The organism is Microbulbifer sp. VAAF005, assembly GCF_030012985.1.
In the GTDB taxonomy this organism is placed as follows: domain Bacteria; phylum Pseudomonadota; class Gammaproteobacteria; order Pseudomonadales; family Cellvibrionaceae; genus Microbulbifer.
The window spans coordinates 1,739,321-1,761,225 of the sequence record NZ_CP120233.1; the positions used below are offsets into that span (position 1 = coordinate 1,739,321).

Genomic DNA, 21,905 nt, shown 5'->3' on the forward strand with positions numbered 1-21,905 from the left:
TCAACATGATAGCTGTATTTATATACAGTTACATGTGACTTAGCAAGGGTGGTAATTAGGAAACTCTGTGTCAGCCAAATAGCCTCATAGGCTGATGTATTTCTCCAGTCGATCTGGGAAGTGGATCGTCAGCTGTGATAGTGTCAGATTCCAATTTTGAATTGGGTGCGTCCAGCGTTCGGAGGCTTTTAGTATACCGGCATAGAGAAGCTTCAGTAAGCTATTCTCATTGGCGAAGCCGCCCTTGGTCTTGGTCAACTTGCGGAACTGCCTGTGTACAGCCTCCACCGCATTCGTAGTGTAGATCGGTGTGCGGACGTATTCCGGGTATTTAAAGTAGGCCGAGAGAGTCGGCCATTTACCCCGCCAGGACTTAATCACCATTGGATATTTGTCACCCCACTTGGTCTCCAGCTCGTCCAAAGCGTGCTCGGCGGCATTGAGCGTTGCCGCCTTGTAGATGCATTTGAGATCGGCCATAAAGGCCTATTGATTCTTTGAAGCTACATACTTTAGTGAGTTGCGGATCTGATGGATGATGCAGTGCTGGATCTCGGTCTTAGGGTAGATGCTCTCTATGGCCTCAGGGAAACCCTGCAGGCCATCAACACAAGCAATGAGGATATCTTTGACCCCACGGTTGTGGAGATCGGTCAGAACACTCAGCCAATGATGTGCGCCTTCTTGATCGGATAGGTAGAGCCCCAATAACTCCTTCTTGCCTTCGATATTGAGGCCAAGAATCGTGTAAATGGCCTTGCTGGCATAACGACCGTTTTCCTTGATTTTGTAATGGATAGCATCGAGCCAGACAATAGGATAGACAGCCTCCAGGTCGCGCTCACGCCAAGCTTGTAGTTCAGGCAGCAGCTTGTCAGTAACGGCATTGATGGTGCCGTTGGAAAGCTCCATTCCGTAGATATCGGCAATATGTGTGCGGATGTCCTGATAGCTGTTACCCAGGGCAAACAGGGCGGTAATCTTGCGTTCCAGTTCGTCGGTAAGCTGAGTTTGATGCTTCTTGACGATTTGAGGCTCGAAGGTGCCGGCACGATCCCGCGGCGCCTGCAGCTCGAAGCTGCCAGCGGGGCTTTTCATAGTTTTTGAGGTGGTGCCATTCTTGCGGTTGGGCTTATCCTCGCTGGCGAGGTGCTCTTCCAGCTCCGCTTTCATGGCAGCTTCAGTGAGTTGTTTGATCAGAGGGGTGAGGATGCCATCTTTGCCATTGAGGTCTTTACCCTCGCATAAGGCTTTGACGGCGGCATCCATATCGAAAGTAGGTTTGGTCATGGGTCATCTCTTTTTTGCTAATAGTAAAGAAATGACACAGAATTCTGAACACTACCCCTCTAGCTCTAGTCTGAGATCTAAATATGTAACTTAACTGCCACTATAGGAGATATGGTGGGTATCATTTCCTTTAGATACGATATCTATAATGAGTCCCAGAAAATATAAAACAATCTTTTTGAACAAACCCAGGATTACATAATCATATAAAATAATTTAACTTTCATATCAACAACCAATCAAAGCGGAGTATCTAAACAATATTAAATCGAGTACTCTTGATCTTCCCGCAATAAAAGATTAAGAGTCATAAAATACAATAGCCATCTATGAATAAATGAGACAAATTTCTATGACATGAAAGGCAGAGGTTAAGCCTCTCATACAATCAAAATTATATTTATAATAAGTACATCACCTATTCGCATCAAACCAACGATACATTTTTTAAATAGTCAAGTAAGGAAGTATTCTCGAAATATTACGTGCATCATCCACACCGCGATGCTGCTGACCTTCAAAGACAATACCGAGAGACTGTAGAGCAGATCCAAGTCCTGAACGACGCTTCTTACCTGTCTTTTCTTGCCATACTGCTTTCAGGTTGATATGCGGTTTAGCAAAAAAATCTGGCGCGCAACCGTGCCGTATCAGCTCTACTTTGATCTGCTTCCAATCGTATTCCCCCCAGCTAGCCCAGGCTTGATACTCATAATGAGATAACCATAAGTTAAGGAGACTCGTGCTTTCTCTGAAATCAGGCGCACTAGCCACCATGCTATTTTTGATACCTGTAAGTTCACTGCAAAACTTACTAAGTTTCGGATTAATCATTGGTCTAACAAATTGACTATGACTAGCTAAGATTTCACCATCCAAAGTAGTCAGTACAAGTCCGAATTCAATGACCTCCATTACCCCAACAGATAGTGGGCGATCATTCCAACAAGTTGCCTCAAGATCTACAATCAGCAGGTGCTTAATACCATTGAAGCAATTCTGAAAAACCATGCTAAACCCTATAGTATTTTTTAAAAATGAAAAAAATCCCATTAGTATACGAAAATTATAATATACATATAAACAGAGTGAGATATTTAGAACGAGCCCGTCATCAATTGACATGGCTCAATAGAGTATTGTAAATTTTTCAAGGGATATACTATATGGAAACAATAACATGTCCTTTAAGTACTTTTAATTATTAAATATTAGATTTCTTGGTATATCATTAGGTATTCATAAAAAATAATAAGCCATTTCAAAATATATGTGTGTATATTTATGAAGCTCTATAGCTCTCAGAACAAACTTATCAGCAAGCTAGATAGAGAAACTACAAACCACACAATATTTCTATCTTTACAATATGGTATAACTATGTTTAGAGCACTGCAACAGCCGGGTGAATCCATCCATTCCTTTATATTAAGAGTTTTTATAAAAGCTGGGTTTCGGAATATAAATAGCTTAATAGCTGGCGGGGGTGGATGGAGAGAGTACCCTTCAATTCCGGATACAGCCAAAAAATATTTCACTTTTTATCCCGAGAAAGTACTGATTGACATTTTTGACTCTACTTACTCTATCGGAACAGAGGACACTTTTAGCAGAAATAGATTTACACATTTTAAAGGCTTCCCGCAAATTCTTAACTACTCTCATGGACAATTTACTGGAAAACGAATACCTATTAAGTTTTGTAAAAGGTGTATTGAAGAAAAACTTGCAAATCAGGGCCATGCGTTTTTCGAAAGCAAGTGGTTATATATATCATATTGCGAAAAGCATAACTGTCCGTTATGGCAAATCAAAAGAACCCCTTCAGTAAAAAACAAAATTAAAAGCGTGATTTTAGGTGTTTTATCGGCTAACTGGGAGAAAGTATCCAGCTCAATAAAACATTTAACTTCAGAAGTTTACAATAATAAACATTATGAGGACCCCATAAGTAAGTGGAAACTTTACTTTTCTCCCTGTGCAAAACTAACCTACATAGAATATTTTGTTCAGACTTTATCCTATCAGAAAAATTACATTGGGAAATTTTCTGATAGGAGATCAGCAGAACCCACGAAGAGCGACCTGAACCTCTTAAGAGCAAGATTGAAGAGATATTGTCATATGAGTTTTTATGATGTGTACAGTAAAGAATTGCAATCAAACTATAAAATCATTAAAAACTTCGAAAAAGAAAATTTTGAAACTATAAAAGTTAAACGATGGGGAATGGAGTTCCCTATACTTAAAGATAAAAAGGGAGCCTGCGCATCTTGTTCCCGATGGAATATAGATTCTTTCACTGACTGTTCAATTTCTGGTGTTATAGCTAGCTCTCGTGAAAGCGATTATTCAAGAATGGAAATTAACAGCAATAATTATATTGACTTTACAAAAAGATGTGCTATTACTTGGCTAAACATACAGAGATATGAGTTTCGCAAGAAGTATGGTTATAAACATCCCTTAGGCCTTCCTGCACCTCTCAATCAATAAATATGTTCTCTATTTTTTAGGATACCTCCCCTTAGCCTTTAGAGGTTTAGGTAGAGCAACCTCTAGCCATTCACGATCATATAAATACAACCAATAAAAGGCTTTATTACAGTGTAACTTAATATCTTTACGAATTGCTTTAGGGTGGGATTTGTAATATTTAAGGATTTTTAGCCTATAGCGACGTCGCATTGACTCCATATGGCATCGTTTACGATAAGTTACTAGTTCAGGATGAGTTGAGATAACTTGTTCTACTGATCCTACACCAATTTTACAAATTGTAGCTATTCGATGCCGGTTCATTCTTGTATACCCAAGGTGAATAATTTCATCTCTACAAGCCTTAGATAATTTCTTTGGCTTAAGATTCAAGGGGATATCGTGGAGCGCTGCAAGTCTTTTCAGATAAGTTCTACTTTTCCCTGTAATTTTAGAGGTTTCATTAAGCGACCTGCTTCGTAGAATATCAATACATTTCCTCTCTTTCCTTTTCGTCCTCATAGCAAAATCCTTTTTACGGGTTTGGAATTCAAACTCTACACTATTATGATCCTCTAATAATTGCTGGAAGGTAGAAAAAAGCCAACTTGAGAAAAAAATGTGCTGGAAGGGATTATGGCTTGCTCCTTGAACTAAAAGTTGAGAAACATATCTGAAGTCTTCAGAAGATTTTGGGAGCGAGCTATTATAAAATGGCCGATACTGCTGTGAATATACATAAAAATTTTGCATTAATTTTAGACGCCTAATACGGCCACTATTCGTTACCAAGCCCATATTATTTAATTTAAGGCGATATTTTGAAGTAACATCTATTAACGGAATAGGCCATTTGATCTTTCTTAAAAAATCATATCCAAACTTACCTACCTTATATTCAACACTAGATGCTTCTTTAGCACAGCAGGTCACTGATGGTAACAATCCAAGGTTAATTCGTTGACGATTAAGTAAGTCAATTCTCTCTAAGAGTACTGGATGTATACCACAAGAAGAGACCCCAGGGATTTGATGCGACCTATGCCAATAAGCAACTCCATATTGATTTATATCGCTACAGGCGCACTCTTGACACCATTTCAAGCATAGCGAAGAACCTGCACCAAATGATGGGAGCTGACTTTCCCTTATTGATCTCGCGCTATCATTACTCAACATAAATTTTATTATGTTATTTGAATACTTAGGCAAATAAAATATATATATTGGAGCCAATGTCTGACCAAATAAAATTTCGTACGCTTCATCATCTGTCAGGGCTGAAAGTTTTTTTAGATTCGATGTCAAAAAGGGGTGTATGGAGGCCCTCTCCTCAGCAAGATATATTTTATTAAACTCTTTACCCTTTAATCCAGAAATAGTAGCAAAGCGAATAATTCGACTAAAGAAAAGTTCATCAGGAAAAGCTTTGGGCAGGAGCATATTGTCAAATATGGGGTGAAACTTACTTTGAGGATAGATGCTTGATCGGATTTTTAAATAAAATTTCCATTTTTTTTAACTCAGCTTCAGGATTCTCTGCAATAGATGCTCGCCTTATCAAGTCTGGATCTTTAATAAGTTCATTTAAGTCACCAATAGATTGCAAGTAAGATAGCTTCTGATGAAATTCATGGTGCTGGGGGCGATTTAAATCTCCGGGGATAATCATAACTTCTGATTTCGAAGTATCTATAGATTTAACGGAAATTTCACTAGTTTCGACCTTAGACCTATTATTACTCTTTTCCCTTCTGATACGCCGAAATTTTTCAAGCCTATTTATCCTTGCTTCATCTACAGATTTTTTGGAGAAATTTATAGCTTTTTTTGCTGCATACTCCAGGACATATTCTGTTATAGACTCGTTATCTGAACCAATTACTAAACGCTGAGACTCCCTATAAATTCTTACAGCCAGATCCATATTACCAATAGATAGATCATATAATTTGTCACTAAGAGATTTAGTTAAAGGAGTTTTTTCCTTTGTCCATTGCAACACCCAAAGTTCTTCAACAAACATGGTCCACTCCTCATCATTTTTCATCAAGTCCATAGTAAAAGAAGCTTGACTTTCTGCACGTCTTGCTGTCTTTAGAGTTTTCCCTAATAATTTGTCAAAAGGAGGGTTTGCACACAGAAGAATGGGAACTCCCAATTCATTCATAAGATTATGAAGAAACCCCAGAAATTTATCTTCGCCTCCAGCTTTTGCCAAATTTAAATGCTGCATTTCATCTATTATTATGACACCTAAAAAGCTAGACTTTATTTTAGCTTCAATTTGCTTAACAAGTAGATCACTCGTTTTTTCTGGCTTAGTCTCTTCTCCTCCAAGCTTTCTATCAATTTCCGATAAAATCTTAAGACAAAGGGCTCTGATACTTGAGTTTTCTGGGCAATCTACTTTAGCCCATACTACTTGCTTAATATATAAAGGCTCACCTTGGTATTTACGATGCTCAATAACTTCTGGAAAACAATTTAAAATCTGCTCTAGCATACAACTTTTTCCGACACCGCTTTCCCCAAGTAAAGTTATACCACTCCCGTTAGATTTGAAATAACCTGTTCTAGGAGCAACTTTAGATCGTTGGTCTACAGGGTAGTGTAAATAGTTCATGGTTGTCGGCGACAGGGGATTCTTGCTTGAATAACCTTTCTTAATCGCAATTTCAATTGCTCTAAAGCATTCTAGATATACTGGAAGAGGCTGCCTTAACTCTTCGATTCTTGTAAGGTATTCAATACGCTCGAAAGCACTCAACTTTCTCTCGTTTTCAGAAAATGAAGGATAGCTACTTAATTTTTCTACCAAATCCTCATCTTTCAATTTTTTTGGTAATGCTTCGATCAAGGGGTTCCCCCGATGCTCCGGGAGTATTGCAATGTTATACTCTGCATAATTTACACCTCTCACTGGTTCCGCCTCTTCCTTTTTATTAATGAGACAGCTTCATTTTTCCTTTTTGACTCTAAGTTCTCATCATCGGGATATAGTTCTGATTTCTCTTCTCTAATGGATTCACCGTATTCAATTCGTCTATCAAGAACCGCCTCTTTTCTTCGTGTTCTCATTCCCTTTATTCGCTCAGTCTTACTCTTATCTTGTACATCTTTTTTTGTCTCACTTTTTGCTACTTGGCTAACTAATTTACGTCTATTATGTCTTTCTATAGACTTTTTACCTGGTTTATTTTTACATTTTTCTTTCTTTTTCCAATCTTTAAAATACAATATATCAGCTTGATGCTTATCACTAAGGCTTGCAGAAAACTTCATCAAGTTGCATTTAGTGAACCCTTCGCGCTCCTTAAGGCGAACATATATGAATGAAGAGTTATCTTGATCGATACGAGCTTCCATTTTCCAGCACTTGGTAGACCTGGCAAGCACTTTCCATTCTTGAAATTCTTCCCGGTCACATTCATAGTACATATCCTCATTTAAGCGGATACCTTTACTCGTCATAGATACTTCTACCGCAGGTAGAAGTTTAGCCCTTACTTCGGACTCCTCTGATCTACTTAAAGCATGCCGATGCTTTTTTAGATGGATATTCCAATAATTAAGCGGTGTAGGGGGCAATCCATTTTGCACTAACAAGACGGATTGTGCAGCTAAACCGTCAAATAGAGAATTATTATGCTCCATAACCTCATCAATAAGTAATTTTGTTACTTCATCTAATGTATATGTTGCATCGAGACGTGGATCACGATCACCTCGAATATAATGATGTCCTCTAGTTGTCCCTAATAATTCATGGACTAGATTTTTATTCAATATTTCGAATCTTCGTTCCACAATGCCTTTAAGATCGGCGCGATAAGGTGGAGCTATACTCAGGTGACCGATTAATGGAACGGCTAATTTTTCAGCGCTCTTACATATAAACTCCCCTCGATCGCAAAGCAAACGCTGGGGGATATGATGGCAAGGCCATTCATGATCTTCGATTTCGATACCGAACCTAGAACAATAACTTTTCTTATCCGTAAAGCTATTGACAAGAGCTTGACGACCCGCACGCCAAGAAGCATATTCCATAGAAACGTGAAGCCCAACAATCATCCTGCTTTCTTTATCTACCACACAATAAACAGTAGGCCTACCTAGAACATGAGAGCGCCTAAATTCAGAGACAATATGAACATCCAGTACTGTTGAATCCAATTCAAAGCAACTTCCAGGAACTTCGGTATGATCTGTCGCAGCTCCTCTTAACCCACGCTTGTTTCTTTCAAAGTCACCCACTGTAGTTTGCTTTCGGATTATTTCATTTTTTGGGATTAATTTTTTAACCCAATATATAAAAGTACGATATGATGGAACATTCGGCGACCTAGATTCACTCTCTGCCAGTATTAGTTCTTGTGAGTATAGCTCCTTCAACATTTTTTCATAAACTTGACTAAATGGAACTCGACGCCCTTTCAAGCCATACTTCTTCATCGCTAAAATAAAATTATTCTTATCATTTTCCGAAGTGTTAACCCCTTGATGTATTTCCATGCTCGGTGTAAGCATTCTTATTGGAGCTCCACGTTTAAGACCTCCTGAGACCCTAACTCTTCCAGCTCCTCCAGAATTCTTGTAAGCAGGCAGGAGGGCATTTCTTTCTTGCCCACCCCTCCAATATTGATTTAATAACCTATATATTCTCTGAGCCCTTACCCCTTTACTTTTCGCCTGATTTACCAGAACTTTGCTTCTTTCTTCAGTAGAAATCTCAAGGAGAAAATCTGGATTTTCTATTAGCTCACTTATCAGCTCAATATTTCTATCACGTTTTTTAATATGAGCTTCAGGTATCAACCCCTCATCAGCTAGCTGATAGTAGGGAAGAGGACTAAAGTTTCTTTTCACAGCTCCTCCTTTAATCGCACACAAAAATCTGGAGCTATCAATCTTAATAGGCCTTCTTAAACCTCCAGATTCTTCAAGATTAAAAAGAACCAGAATATTTATATCATAAAAAAGTTCAAGAACACGATACACACCACTATCAACCCCATCAATATCAGTTATACTCCAAACACTGTTTCGTTCAACTCGCATGCTTACCTACCGATTGATGAAAGAATATTTGTTATATCTATAACTCCAGACTCTGCTATCGGTTTACTTAAGTCTACCTCAACTTTCTTAATAGCGATTAAATGCTTCAAAAGTACTAAAGCTTCATCGTTCTTAACATCTACATTTTTACAGAATCCATTGCATATATCTTCGATCAAATTGATCCCGACATGTAATGTCTTTATGGCTTGCTTTTCTATACTTTCCTTAAATCTACGTCCTTGTCTATATGCAGAGGTAAACCACTGAATATTTTTAGATTGAATAACCGATATTTCATTCATAGTATATATATGGAAATTTACCCCCAGAAGCTCCCACCAAATACGTTCAATTTCTAATTTTTCAGCTGTACGCTTTATTGATAGTTCTTGGGCTGATTTAACAGAGATAGCCTCATACCAAAAGTCGTGTTTATCTGTGCAAGTCAAAACAAAGTCTGTAGTCATGACATTGTATGATCCAGAACCAGGCACTTTTGGATGATTTATATCTAGATTCTTTGCAATCTTGATAGAAAAGTCTAGGGGGAGAAGGGGAAACTGTTCCCTTATATCGATTACTGAATCACAGTTTTCAACCAGATAGAAGAGACAGCTTTCGTTTTCTGAGAGGGTATGATGCTCTCTATTAACTTTAATACCCTGAATTTTTCCACTATTTCCCTTAGATTTAACATCCTGAACTCTCAGCCAGGGTTTGTATTCTTCTCCAGCTCCCAGCCCATACTTGTTTTTCAGAGCTCTTTGAAAATCAGTTAGCCTCTCTAACCTTCTGTGTCGCGCCAAAACTTTTCACCCCAATCTGATTTATGACTAAAGCATTAACATCTTAGGTCTGTAAGATTTATTAATCCGGTATCTATAGTATACATACTGAGGTCATATTTAAGTGGTTGTGTTCATCCTTATTCAAACATTATGAAATTTAGCAGATCTTACAAATTCGTAGGACCGCTACGCCTAAACCGTAGAGTGTTTCTACCTATTATAAATCTGATTTTTTTATGTTATATGATTTAAGGATTGTCTTGATAATTTCTTATAAAAAGAAAATATCTCATAAAATTTTCAGCCAAAGTAAATCTACTATGAGTCATAGAAATAGGCTCTATGACTCATTTAATGGGTATTTTGTGAGTCATAGAAATAGGCTCTATGACTCATTTAATGAGTATTTTGTGAGCCATATAAAGCCTTACACAACTTCTGAGCTTGGCTTAAAATACGGAAGGCCTTAAAAGGTGGCATTCAAATCAACAGTTTGCACTTAATATCTATATATAAGATTTGGTTTGTTATCGATTTTGAACTAGTAACGAAGGATATATTGTTATATTCATCCTCATTTATTCCTGCTGCATAGGCTGCACGACTACCTCTCCCGCTGAGTGCACTCGCAGATGTGGCAATATTCACACTTTATAATTAGTGTTCAAACTTTATTATTCAGTGTTCAAACTTTTTCTACAGTGTTCAAACTTTATTGTACCGGCACACCATTAAGCCACCTCTCCTGCGGCATGACCTGAAGCCCAAGCCCATTGGAAATTAAACCCGCCGAGCCAGCCGGTTACATCGAGAACCTCACCAATAAAATAAAGCCCCTGCCGGGTTTTACATTCCATAGTACGGGAAGAGACCTGTGCAGTATCGACTCCACCTAATGTTACCTCAGCAGTGCGATAACCCTCAGTGCCCGCCGGTACCAATTTCCAGCTTTGTAACTTTTCTCCAGCTTGCTGTAATTCCCCCTCCCCAAACTGTTTTAGGGGGCGGCTGACAATTTGCGCTCGCTGCAGGAAAAACTGTACTAACTTTTTGCTCCAAACCTCAGCCAAAACGCTGTGTAAGTGGCTATCCGGGCTCTGTTGTCGGCGCAACGGTAACCACTCTGCCAGATTTTTCTCTGGAGACAAGTCAAATACTACCGTTTGACCTTCTCGCCAGTGGCTGGAAACTTGCAAAACCGCTGGCCCACTCAGTCCCCTGTGAGTGAATAGCATCTGCTCCTGGAAACTACCTTCAGCGCAAGAAGCGGTCACTGAAAGAGAGGTTCCAGGCAGGGTACCCTGACGCTCTAATTGCCGTTTATGCTGGGTGAATGGCACTAGCGCTGCTCGAGTTGGAACTACATCAAGCCCAAACTGCTTAGCGATCTCATAGCCAAATCCGCTCGCCCCCATGGTGGGGATAGAAAGGCCTCCGGTAGCCACGACCAAGGATTCACAGGTAACCGTCCCCATACTGGTTTCGACCCTATACCCCTGCCCCAGAGCTCGAATTTGAGTAATGCTACAGCGCGTGCGGATCTGTGCCTTGGCCGCGCGGCATTCCGCCAGTAACAAGTCGACAATATCCCTTGATTTATTGTCGCAAAAGAGCTGACCGAGGGTTTTCTCGTGGTAGGCAACCCCGTGCTTTTCCACCAATGCAATAAAGTCCCACTGGCTATAGCGAGCCAAGGCGGACTTACAGAAATGGGGGTTGTTACTGTAGAAGTTCTCTGCACTGGTGTAGAGATTGGTAAAGTTGCAGCGGCCACCACCAGACATCAGGATTTTCTTTCCGACTTTGTTGGCGTGGTCCAGGACCAACACGTTGCGCCCGCGCTGGCCCGCTGTAGCCGCGCACATTAGTCCAGCTGCCCCAGCACCAATGACCAATACATCGACGCTTTCAGGTAGCTGGCTGGTAGAAACCTCTGTCATAGGTAGGAAATAGTACTGCAGTAAGACCGGTGATCAGGTGCGAGGCAAGGTAACGCCGCGCTGGCCCTGGTATTTGCCACCACGATCGGCATAGGACACATCACAAACCTCATCGGATTCGAAGAACAGCATCTGTGCCACACCCTCGTTGGCATAGATCTTCGCGGGCAAGTTAGTGGTATTGGAGAACTCCAAAGTCACATGACCTTCCCACTCCGGCTCCAGTGGCGTCACATTGACGATAATACCGCAACGGGCATAAGTGGATTTACCCAGGCAAACCGTCAATACAGAGCGCGGGATGCGGAAATACTCCACTGTACGCGCCAGGGCAAAGGAGTTTGGCGGAATAATGCAGTGGTCGCCTTCAACATCCACAAAGCTGTTTTCATCGAAGGTCTTGGGGTCAACTGTCGCTGAGTGAACATTGGTAAAAATCTTAAATTCACGAGCACAGCGAACATCGTAGCCATAGCTGGAGGTGCCATAGGAGATGAGTCGATCGCCATTATCGTTATGACGCACCTGACCGGCCTCAAAAGGCTCAATCATACCGTGCTGCTCTGCCATGCGGCGAATCCACTTGTCGGACTTGATACTCACTCCGTCCCCCTGAATAGAATAATTAGTGCTCATTTAAAGAGGCGGAATCATAGCCGGTTTAGGCTGTGCAAAAAAGTGCCTATCCAATGAATTCTCACTTGTTGCCACTGGATATATACTGTATAAATTAACAGTATCGCTGTATACACATACAGTTTAAGGCAAAGGTATTGGCCAGATCGGGCTAAAATTCAGTGGTGGAATCGTGGGCAGCGCAGAAAACTTCATAGAAAACAATCAGTTAGACCGCCAGGCAAAACACCAGAAACTGGCACAGCTACTCACCAGAGCCGATATCTGGCAAGCAGCGAATGAGCCCCGACGGCAGCAAAACGGCATCGCCAGTGGTTTTCCAAGCCTCGATGCCCTCCTTGCGAACCACGGCTGGCCAAGAGGGGCCACTACTGAGCTACTTATGGACCAGATGGGTATCGGTGAACTCACCCTATTACTTCCGGCCCTGGCAGATCTCACTCAGAGGGGGCAAATGGTCATAATGGTCAATCCACCCCATATCCCCTATGCGCCCTCATTAGCCAACAGTGGTATCCGCCTTGAGAACCTGCTGATGCTGCACCCCCGAGGCCCCAAGGATACTCTCTGGGCGATCGAGCAATCCCTACAATCCGGAAGCTGTGGTGCCTTACTCAGCTGGCAGGGGCGGCAATCCCTGAACCATAAAGATCTTCGTCGCCTGCAGCTCGCTGCCCGCAATGGGGACTGTCTGCACTTCCACTTTCGCCCTCAGTGTGAATCAGCAAACCCCTCACCCGCGAGCTTGCGCCTACAGCTCACTCCCAGGGAAGGAGAGCTGGCACTAAGGCTTTCAAAGCAATTGGGCGGAAATTCAGGCCAAAACCTCTATTTGGCAAGAGCAGCAAAACTGGTCCGACAGGACCAACCAATGCACTGAACGGTTTCAAGGGGTAGCTCCATGCTATGGCTTTGTATTCAATTCCCCAGGCTTCCGTTAGAGGTTCTGACCCGCGCTCAGCAACAAGGAGAAGAGGCTCTACCCCAAGTTGTGGTTGAAAAACAGTTGGTGATTGATAGAAACCCAGCGGCATCCCAATGCGGTGTTGAGACCGGACTCAGTATTGCCACTGCGTCTGCTCTCTGTGCAGACTTACAGCTGCTACAACGCGATTCCCAGCGGGAACAACAAGAGTTACAGCAACTGGCCCAGTGGGCATACAGCTTTACACCACTTGTATCACCTCAGTCCGCAGGGCCTTTGAGCAATGGAGAGAGCACTCCCGCCCACCTATACCTGGAGCTGAGCGGCTGCCTAAAGGCCAGCGGTGGCTTCAAGGCATTGATACAGCAGCTGAGCGATGAGCTTGAACAGATGGGAATCCACAGCCTGATGGGCCTCGGCCACAGTCCCAGTGCAGCTCATATGCTAAGCCAACTGACAGAACACCGGAACTGGCTTGCGAAATCAGATTCTCCGCCCAGCCCTCAGCAGTGGAGACAGTGGATTAGCTTTGCCCCATCCAAGCTCCTTAATTGCGACAAAAAAACTATTTCCAAGCTCTACGCATGTGGTATCAAGCGAGTAAGCCAGCTGCTCGCTATTCCACTCTCTGAGGTAGGCTCTCGTTTTGGCCGTCCATTTGTCGACTACCTGGCACGCCTGAACGGAACTCGCCAAGATCCAGTCTGTAGTTATCAGCCTCCAGTACAATTCCGCAGCGAGCTATTTTTCCCCAGCCCCTTGGATAATAGCGAACAGCTGCTATTTCCTATCGGTCGCCTACTAAGGGAATTATGCTCCCAGTTGCAGCGACGCCAGCTCTACACACAACAATTAAATTGGCATATGGATTTCGGCCAAAATGAATCTCAGGAAATAACCGTAGAACTCTCCACTCCGCAGTTGGACCCTCAACGCCTAATAGCACTAACCAAGCTGCAAATGGAAAGAGTAACTCTTAATCAGCCAGTGCAGTCCATCAGCTTAAATTGTAAGCATTTACTCCCCTTGGAGCAGGGATCACTGGATGAAGATTTATTTGGTGAAGGCAGCCGACATAAACGCAGCCAACAGCTATTAGACAAATTAAAAGCCCGCCTCGGTCATCAAGCACTCTCGGGAATTGCCCTAAAAGAAAGCTACCTACCAGAGCAGGCCTGGCAAAATACAGATACCCTGATAATTAAAAGTAACGCTAAGGGACAGCAAATTAAGCCCATCCAAGCACCGCGCCCCAACTGGCTATTAGCTCATCCAACCAAACTGGAAAGTAGCGAACACAAATTATTTTATCAGGGAGAGCTTCAACTATTACAGGGGCCAGAGCGAATTGATGGCTATTGGTGGCAGCACGGGCGTCATGGGCGGGATTACTATATCGCAAAAAATAGAAGAGATGAGCTCTACTGGGTCTTTCAGGATCTTACAACCGAAGAGTGGTTTTTACATGGTGTTTATAGCTAAGCCTAAACCCCTTTCTTAATACTGATCTTCACCAAAACCCAAATCCCATCACAATCAACAGATAGACGCCGAGAGAATCAGCATGAGGTACGCCGAACTCTTTTGTCAAAGCAACTTTTCTTTTCTGCAGGGGGCATCGCATCCGCAGGAATTAGTCCAAACTGCTTACAACCTGCAATATACAGCCCTTGCTATCACCGATGAATGCTCCCTTTCCGGAGCCGTTAGAGCCTATAAAGAACTTGAAACCATCAAGTCTACAGACTCTAAAAATCCCGAGTTTAAACTAATTTTTGGCAGTTATTTCCGGCTCCATAACAACATAGAAATAGTTCTACTGGCTCCGGACAAAACTGCCTACAGCGAGCTATGCCAGTTAATTTCAAAATCACGCTTAAGAGCGGAAAAAGGAACCTACATTACTTATCAAAGTGACCTGGTAGAGTTATGCAAAAACCTAATTGCCATCTGGATTCCAAATTTTAATAAGATAGAAATACCTGAAGAAATCAAGAAAACCTTCAGCGAACGGCTTTACATTGCCATCAACAATCACCTACACGCAGAGGAAAGCCTTAAGTCCAATAGAATTAGTGAGCTTGCAAGAAGAGAGAATATTTCCTTGGTTGCAACCAATCATGTCTTGATGCACTGCTATAGCCGAAAGCCACTACAAGATGTACTCAACGCAAATTACCATAACTGTACCCTGGATAATCTAGGGTATCGTATTGAGCAAAATGCTGAACGTTATCTTCGCAGCTTAGGTGATATCCAGTCGTTACACTCCAAAGAGTCTATAGACAATACCAACCTCATTGCCAAACAGTGTACTTTTTGCTTGAGCGAACTCAGTTACGAATACCCATCAGAAGTTATCCCTCAAGAAAGTAATGCGAGTAGCTATTTAAAAAAGCTAGTACAAATAGGAAGGGCTGCTCGCTGGCCACAGGGTCCTGAAAAGAGAATTGATGAGATTATCAATAAAGAACTCGCAATAATAGCAGAACTGCACTATGAGCATTACTTTCTAACCATTTACGATATAGTCCAGTTTGCCCGCGAAAATCATATCTTGTACCAGGGCCGAGGCTCCGCAGCCAATTCAGTAGTTTGCTACTGCCTATTCATCACAGAAATAGATCCTCATAAAATTGGATTGCTATTTGAACGGTTTATCTCACGGGAACGCAATGAACCCCCAGATATTGATGTAGACTTTGAACACGAACGACGTGAAGAAGTTATTCAGTATATTTACACAAAATATAGCCGCGAAAGAGCTGGACTTACCGCTAGTAAGATCACCTACCGCTTTAAAAGTGCCGTAAGAGATATCGGCAAAGCCCTTGGTATCAACGCTGCCACAATAGAACAACTTATTGCTGAACGCGCCTGGTGGGACACTCTAGATAGTTTCCCCCAGCAGATGCAGAAAGTAGGAATAGATCCGAGCAGCGCAATAGGAAAAATATTCCCACAGTTACTGCAGCAAATATATGGTTTTCCAAGACATCTATCGCAACATGTAGGCGGTTTTGTTATTACGGAACAACCATTGCACCAGCTGGTTCCTATTGAAAATGCCGCTATGGAGGATCGCACCCTAATCCAATGGGACAAAGAGGATATTGAAGATTTAAAACTAATGAAGGTCGATGTGCTCGCCCTGGGAATGCTGACAGCACTGCGTAAATCCCTGAGTTATATCGCTCTATACGGCCCCAAATTGCGATTGCAGGATATTCCCGCTGAAGATCCACAGGTCTACGAAATGATGTGCAAGGCCGATACCGTTGGAGTCTTTCAAATTGAATCTCGCGCTCAAATGAGCATGCTACCAAGATTACAACCCCGAAATTTTTATGAGCTTACTATAGAAATCGCCATTGTCCGCCCCGGGCCAATTCAAGGCGGTATGGTACACCCCTACCTTAAGCGCAAGCAGGGGTTGGAGACCGTGCGCTACCCTCATAACAGCTTACGGCCAGTGCTTGAGCGCACTCTCGGTGTTCCTATATTTCAAGAACAAGTTATTCAACTGTCGATGGTCGCAGCAGGGTTTAGCGGCGGTGAAGCGGATGAGCTTCGCCGAGCCATGGCCAGCTGGGGAAAAAATGGAGACTTGTATAAATTCAGGGATAAGCTTGTGCGGGGAATGCAAAGTAATGGCTATAGGGAAAGTTTTGCTGAGCAGCTCTTCAACCAGATGAAGGGGTTCGGTTCCTATGGTTTCCCCGAATCTCACTCTGCAAGCTTTGCGCTTTTAGCCTATTTTTCCGCCTGGATTAAATTTCATCATCCAGCAGCCTTTTACTGTGGACTGCTCAATAGCCAACCGATGGGATTCTATGCGCCGGCACAGCTGGTTTATGATGCTCAACGCCACGGAGTTAAGGTTTTGCCTATTGATGTACTTTATAGCTATTGGGATCATACTTTAGAGCTTAAGACACCTAAAACTGAAACTAAGAATCATGCATCCAGGCTTAACAAAACGAACCATGGAAAAAAGTCTCACGACATAATTGTCGCACTTCGCATTGGCATGCGTTTAATTAAAGGAGTAAAACAATCAACATCAAAGCTAGTTGCTAATCTTAGACTGGAAAATCCAAAGTATAACTTAAGACAACTGTTTCAACGCCCAGAACTCAAAGAGCAAGTTAACTACTTAGCCCAGGCTGATGCACTTAAAAACTTAAATGGAGGGCGACGGAAGAATATCTGGAATTCTATTAATGTTTCAGAGGTAAATAGAGAACCCCTCCATATTCCAGTTATTCCAGCATGGAAAACACCAATGATGATTACAGCATCACTAGCCTGAGCCTACGCGAGCACCCTATTAGCTTCCTTCGGAAACAAAGAAAATTTCATCACACAAAAAAAGCAATCGAAATCATAAATTGTAAAAATGACCAAAGAGTATCTGTGATCGGATTGGTAACTTGCAGGCAAAGGCCTCAAAGCGCTTCCGGGGTACTATTTCTTACTTTAGAAGATGAAAGCGGGTCAATAAACATCATCTTATGGAAATATACTCAAGAAGCATTTAAGAAAGAAATCATAAAGGGGCGCATATTACAAATAAACGGACGAATCCAAATATCCGCCTCACATAAGGGAAACGTGGCACAAACAACCTACCTGCAAGGGGAACATATTTTCCGCCTAGAGTAGAGCTACAACAGCCTTAAATTCGCCAGCCTACAACTCTCCATATTTGAACTCAACATCAAATGTAACAGAAAAGAAAAAGACACTGCATATCAGAAAACAAAACCAAACTGCCGTCAGTGATGTTGCGACCCAAGCGGGGCACCAAGTGGATAAAAACTGAAACAATCTCATACTACCGCCCCAAAAATAGTAAATTCAACACAGAAGACATATCAGAAAAAGTTACTTGGCCAACCAACAAGAAACCCAGCCACACAAAATGCACCGTTAACAGTACACAAAAGCCTTCCCACACTCTAACCCAAAAAACTGATCCTACCGAAGGCAATATAGGCTTCAGCCGTGTATACCCCTGCCAGCATAAAATGCCCAGCCAATGATATACTCCCCAAGCAAAGTATCTCAGAGATAACTCATGCCAAACACCAATAACCAGCAACGAAGCAAGCACGCTCGCACTGGCACTTCGAGTATTAGCCATAAAATACTTATAAATATACTCATTACTCCAACTAGTAAGTGAGATATGCCAACGACGCCAAAATTCTGATATATTCTTAGCGAGATAAGGCATAGCGAAATTCTCGCCAACCTTGTACCCCAAGGTATATGCCAAACCAATAGCAATATCAGAATAACCAGAGAAGAGCAAATATAGGTTAAGCCCACCCCTGACAAGCTCAAGATATTGCCAAAACTGTGATTGCTCACTGGTAATTTCAACCACCCAGTGAGGCCAGGCTAACTCCAGGAAAAAACCGGAAATAATTACTACTTTTACGTATCCGTAGATAATCCTCTCCAGCCCTTGCGAGAAAAGCTCATAATCCCATCTATGCCTACGGCGATCCCGTTCAAACTCGCTAAATCTATGTATCGGCCCCATCCAAATTGTTGGCAAGAAAAATAAATAAGGTATTAACGCAGATAGTGATACCTGACCCAAATTACCTCTTCCTCTCTCAAAGATAACATGCATGCACCTCAGGGAGTAAAAAGATAGACCTAAAGGGATTACACCTACAGTAAAGAAATCCGAATTCAGGCTTAATCCGGATCCGACCGCCTTATAAATAAGTAATGCTGCAATGATTAGTAAAACCGAAACGGTATTTCTAAACTGACTGACCTGACGCCCTCCAACAGCAATAAAACACAGTAGTGCCATTAAAACCAGGATAAGGCAAGAATATTTATCCACCCAAAAAAGAAACGAAAAAGTAACCAAGGAAACGATTTGGCTACGATATTTAACCGGCGAAAGCCAAAAAAGTACAATCCCAGAAACAGCCCAAACAACCCATTCAATGGAAACAAAAGTGAAATCATCCATTGCTATTTTTGACTCATTGAATGTACTAACAAACTATTCTGATATCGCCGACGAGCTACATCTATAGAAATGGGAGCTTCTACATCCAATAGATCATAACCGCAAACCTCTAATAGCGGATTAAGCTTTTCAGCCACTTGCGATATCAGAGGTGAGGGCAATCCCTTCCATTTTGAGAGACTCTCAGTATCGACAATTTTCCGCTGATAACTCTTATGATCACTAAAACCTATAACTTCTGACCCACTAAATCCATTCGACAAAATAGACTTATCAAAAGCCTCACCAAGAACTGAAAAGATTTGAGCAAGAACTTCCTCTGTATCTGTAACCAAATCTTCATATCGCACTATCAGGCAGTTGTCTTCTTGACGCTCCCCCAGAGATAGCAATGATTGTGTTGTTTCAATCCAGGAATTCACAAACGCTTCGATAGGCCTAGGGTATTCTTTAATGTAACTATGCATCACTTTGGGGTAAACCCCAGCGGCATCACAAAATTCAACTGAACTAACTGCCACATCCAGTGGGTGGCGTATAATACCCAAATAAAAAACCTGATCTTCAAGGATTCTTTCTATCGAATCCAAATAGAAAATATCAAATGCGGTTTTCTCCGCCCAACGTCTTTTTCCCTGACGCTCGGCAAACCTATTCAAGAAACCAAACGCAAACTCTCTCAACTCCTGTAGTACAACTTCATCATCAAAACCAGCAAAATTAAGCCCTGACAATACCCCCATATCAACGCCATCCGCGGTATGATCCCTGTCAATAAAGCGTGCACAGGCACTAAATAAATGTGTTTCAGGTGGGGATGCTATAGCCTCATGCAAATTAAGAAGCCGACGCAATAAAGTTGTACCAGAGCGAGGGTGCCCTAAAACTGTAATACCTTTACCAAATTTCATCACACCCCTACTGCCTCCACTTCTTTTCCCAGCAAGCAGACCAAATCACCTAAAGATCTTATTTTTAGTACATCAGATGCATCTAACTTTATCTGAAACTCGCTCTCAACTACCATTAGCAGCTCTAGAAAAGCCAGTGAATCCCACTCCCTTAAATTATCTGGACTTGTTTTCAATGAAAGAGCTTCTATAGATACGCGAAAGACTGATGCACCCAGCATAAGAACTTTATCGCATATATCGGATTCTTTTCCGGAGAATATATCAGATTTTCCCCCTATATCGCCCCCTACCTTTACCTTAAGCGTCGGCAAATCCACTTTTCCGGATGGCCCATATGGCAAGCCTTCAACTTGAATAATTTTATTCGGCAGCTTTTCCTTAGCCATCAAGTCCCGGCAATGTATGAAGATATCGTTTATAGGCAAAGGATTACAAGAATGAGAAACAACGCAAGCAATTACTTTTTCACCAAGCAACTGATCTGGCAGCCCAATAACTACTGCTTCATCAATCCCCGGAAACGCTTTCAAGATCCCAGACACCTCTTCCGGAATAATATTTATCCCACCCCGTATAATGATATTTTTTATTCGCCCAACAATATATACAAAACCGTCATCATCCAACCTTGCCAAGTCGCCAGTATAAAACCAACCATCCTTCAAAACTGTACTAGTGGCGCCAGGATCATCAAGATAACCCTGCATCATTGCTGCGGTACGAATACATAGCTCACCACTTTTTCCAGGTTCAACTTCACAACCCTTCGGGCTAACAATTTTTACATCACATTGAACGGGCTTGCCAACACTTCCCACTCGACGAGAGGTTTCATCTGGCCCGCAATAAATTGACTCACAAACAGTTTCAGTCAAGCCATAGCAGTTTACGATCCTAGCAGTAAAACGCTGCTCAAACCTCTCCCAAACCTCTTTATCCAGAGGCCCTGCTGTCGACTCCACAAACTGAAATTCAGGAGAGGAAAAGCTATCATCAAACTCTTCCGGCAGGCGCTCTATCATGCCAAGCACTGTAGGAACAGTAATAAAATGCGTTGCTCTTTCTCTATAGATTAAGTCCAGCACTTGACCAATATTTTGCATATCTGGGGACGGTGGAACCAACCATTGGCTTTTTACAACTAATGGCAGCAAGACCCCCTGGTTGAGACCATCTGTATGGTGGAGGGGAAGGTGATTGGCGATTACAGCTCCTTTAGAAAGACCAAAATGCTGTATAAAGGCTTCCATTTGAGCATATAAACTGGCATGGGTATGCACGACACCTTTTGGCTTTCCCGTTGTCCCCGAAGTAAACAGGACTAACCCCGCAGTATCTGAGGATAACTCCAGAAAATCTGAAGCCGCCGACTCAAAATCCAACATTGCAGGGTATCTTTTCTTTAAGGAATTCTTTTTTTCCTTACTGACAAACAGAGCTGGATATTTAGCCTTCTTAACAGCACAGTCAATCTCGACCACTTTTTCAGATTCAGCTCGCTGTAAACTATATACGCGAGAAAAAATCTGACTATCTATAAAAATAATAGCTGGGTCGCTTTTCTTCGTTAAAAGCTCTAACTCAGTACCTGAAGCATCGGGGTCCAATACTATCGCTGTAACCCCCTCCAAAAGAGAAGCAACATAAAGTACGGCAACAATATGCTTTTCTTTACTGACAATTAAGGCACGCTGACCTGATACCACACCAAGCCGCCGCAGTAAGCCTCGGGTATTACATATCAAGCTCCAAAACTCACTGTACTTTAAGGTTGCGTCCTTCCCCTTAAAAAAATATCCATCTCCATTGATACTTTGAAAACTCTCCTTAAATAGAGAAACTAACGGACTATAGATATCTTTAGACACA

The 21,905-nt window shown here is 42.0% G+C and carries 15 protein-coding genes and 1 pseudogene; 5 read left to right on the forward strand and 11 right to left on the reverse strand.

Features of this window, described 5'->3' with window-relative positions:
* Positions 1 to 84: 84 nt before the first annotated feature.
* Both P0078_RS07715 and P0078_RS07720 read right to left on the reverse strand, forming a co-directional pair.
* Positions 85 to 1,290: pseudogene (locus P0078_RS07715) on the reverse strand (IS256 family transposase).
* Positions 1,291 to 1,737: 447 nt separating this feature from the next.
* On the reverse strand, positions 1,738 to 2,343 hold the full coding sequence (locus tag P0078_RS07720; RefSeq protein WP_216646256.1) for a 3'-5' exonuclease: 606 nt from the start codon (positions 2,341 to 2,343) through the stop codon (positions 1,738 to 1,740).
* Between the two features lie 327 nt (positions 2,344 to 2,670).
* Here P0078_RS07720 and P0078_RS07725 point away from each other — a divergent pair, with 327 nt between their 5' ends.
* The gene (locus tag P0078_RS07725; protein ID WP_152454493.1) at positions 2,671 to 3,786 is read left to right on the forward strand and encodes a hypothetical protein; all 1,116 of its coding nucleotides are present in this window, start codon (positions 2,671 to 2,673) and stop codon (positions 3,784 to 3,786) included.
* 9 nt (positions 3,787 to 3,795) lie between these two features.
* Here the strand turns inward: P0078_RS07725 and P0078_RS07730 are convergent, their stop codons facing one another.
* The 6 genes from P0078_RS07730 to dcd form a co-directional block, all read right to left on the reverse strand.
* A complete protein-coding gene (locus tag P0078_RS07730) occupies positions 3,796 to 5,211 on the reverse strand; it encodes a TnsD family Tn7-like transposition protein (RefSeq protein WP_152454494.1) in 1,416 nt (471 codons plus the stop codon).
* 22 nt (positions 5,212 to 5,233) lie between these two features.
* Positions 5,234 to 6,628, reverse strand: coding sequence for an ATP-binding protein (locus P0078_RS07735; RefSeq protein WP_216646257.1), 1,395 nt, complete (start codon positions 6,626 to 6,628; stop codon positions 5,234 to 5,236).
* A gap of 59 nt (positions 6,629 to 6,687) precedes the next feature.
* On the reverse strand, positions 6,688 to 8,832 hold the full coding sequence (locus P0078_RS07740; RefSeq protein WP_152454495.1) for a TnsB C-terminal domain-containing protein: 2,145 nt from the start codon (positions 8,830 to 8,832) through the stop codon (positions 6,688 to 6,690).
* 2 nt (positions 8,833 to 8,834) lie between these two features.
* On the reverse strand, positions 8,835 to 9,641 hold the full coding sequence (locus P0078_RS07745) for a TnsA endonuclease N-terminal domain-containing protein (RefSeq protein WP_152454496.1): 807 nt from the start codon (positions 9,639 to 9,641) through the stop codon (positions 8,835 to 8,837).
* 713 nt (positions 9,642 to 10,354) lie between these two features.
* On the reverse strand, positions 10,355 to 11,563 hold the full coding sequence (locus P0078_RS07750; protein ID WP_282933839.1) for a BaiN/RdsA family NAD(P)/FAD-dependent oxidoreductase: 1,209 nt from the start codon (positions 11,561 to 11,563) through the stop codon (positions 10,355 to 10,357).
* A gap of 33 nt (positions 11,564 to 11,596) precedes the next feature.
* Positions 11,597 to 12,166, reverse strand: coding sequence for a dCTP deaminase (gene dcd, locus P0078_RS07755; RefSeq protein WP_282933840.1), 570 nt, complete (start codon positions 12,164 to 12,166; stop codon positions 11,597 to 11,599).
* 205 nt (positions 12,167 to 12,371) lie between these two features.
* Between dcd and imuA the strand changes: the two genes are divergently transcribed.
* From imuA to P0078_RS07775, 4 genes are all read left to right on the forward strand, one after another.
* Positions 12,372 to 13,079, forward strand: a complete 708-nt coding sequence (imuA, locus tag P0078_RS07760) for a translesion DNA synthesis-associated protein ImuA (RefSeq protein ID WP_282933841.1) — start codon at positions 12,372 to 12,374, stop codon at positions 13,077 to 13,079.
* A 21-nt stretch (positions 13,080 to 13,100) separates the two neighbouring features.
* Positions 13,101 to 14,606, forward strand: a complete 1,506-nt coding sequence (locus P0078_RS07765; RefSeq protein ID WP_282933842.1) for a Y-family DNA polymerase — start codon at positions 13,101 to 13,103, stop codon at positions 14,604 to 14,606.
* A gap of 82 nt (positions 14,607 to 14,688) precedes the next feature.
* Positions 14,689 to 17,436: an error-prone DNA polymerase gene (locus P0078_RS07770; RefSeq protein ID WP_282933843.1), complete on the forward strand. Its 2,748-nt coding sequence runs from the start codon at positions 14,689 to 14,691 to the stop codon at positions 17,434 to 17,436.
* Complete coding sequence (locus tag P0078_RS07775; protein ID WP_282933844.1) at positions 17,397 to 17,789, forward strand: OB-fold nucleic acid binding domain-containing protein; 393 nt, start codon at positions 17,397 to 17,399, stop codon at positions 17,787 to 17,789. Before P0078_RS07770 ends, P0078_RS07775 begins: the two co-directional genes overlap by 40 nt.
* Before the next feature lie 172 nt (positions 17,790 to 17,961).
* On the opposite strand, the gene P0078_RS07780 is transcribed toward P0078_RS07775, so the two are convergent.
* Genes P0078_RS07780 through P0078_RS07790 form a run of 3 tightly spaced genes read right to left on the reverse strand, consistent with a single transcriptional unit; the run spans position 17,962 to position 21,904 of the window.
* Complete coding sequence (locus P0078_RS07780; protein WP_282933845.1) at positions 17,962 to 19,122, reverse strand: MBOAT family O-acyltransferase; 1,161 nt, start codon at positions 19,120 to 19,122, stop codon at positions 17,962 to 17,964.
* Between the two features lie 2 nt (positions 19,123 to 19,124).
* Complete coding sequence (locus P0078_RS07785; protein WP_282933846.1) at positions 19,125 to 20,033, reverse strand: sulfotransferase family protein; 909 nt, start codon at positions 20,031 to 20,033, stop codon at positions 19,125 to 19,127.
* Positions 20,033 to 21,904 (reverse strand): AMP-binding protein, encoded by a 1,872-nt coding sequence (locus P0078_RS07790; protein WP_282933847.1) that lies wholly within the window; start codon positions 21,902 to 21,904, stop codon positions 20,033 to 20,035. Before P0078_RS07790 ends, P0078_RS07785 begins: the two co-directional genes overlap by 1 nt.
* Position 21,905 lies beyond the last annotated feature (1 nt).

Bases quoted from the DNA above. Each gene is read 5' to 3' on its own strand.
- P0078_RS07720 (WP_216646256.1), bottom strand. From the start codon at position 2,343: ATGGGATTTTTTTCATTTTTAAAAAATACTATAGGGTTTAGCATGGTT.
- P0078_RS07725 (WP_152454493.1), top strand. From the start codon at position 2,671: ATGTTTAGAGCACTGCAACAGCCGGGTGAATCCATCCATTCCTTTATA.
- P0078_RS07730 (WP_152454494.1), bottom strand. From the start codon at position 5,211: ATGCTCCTGCCCAAAGCTTTTCCTGATGAACTTTTCTTTAGTCGAATT.
- P0078_RS07740 (WP_152454495.1), bottom strand. From the start codon at position 8,832: ATGCGAGTTGAACGAAACAGTGTTTGGAGTATAACTGATATTGATGGG.
- P0078_RS07750 (WP_282933839.1), bottom strand. From the start codon at position 11,563: ATGACAGAGGTTTCTACCAGCCAGCTACCTGAAAGCGTCGATGTATTG.
- P0078_RS07765 (WP_282933842.1), top strand. From the start codon at position 13,101: ATGCTATGGCTTTGTATTCAATTCCCCAGGCTTCCGTTAGAGGTTCTG.
- P0078_RS07770 (WP_282933843.1), top strand. From the start codon at position 14,689: ATGAGGTACGCCGAACTCTTTTGTCAAAGCAACTTTTCTTTTCTGCAG.
- P0078_RS07775 (WP_282933844.1), top strand. From the start codon at position 17,397: ATGGAAAACACCAATGATGATTACAGCATCACTAGCCTGAGCCTACGC.
- P0078_RS07780 (WP_282933845.1), bottom strand. From the start codon at position 19,122: ATGGATGATTTCACTTTTGTTTCCATTGAATGGGTTGTTTGGGCTGTT.
- P0078_RS07785 (WP_282933846.1), bottom strand. From the start codon at position 20,033: ATGAAATTTGGTAAAGGTATTACAGTTTTAGGGCACCCTCGCTCTGGT.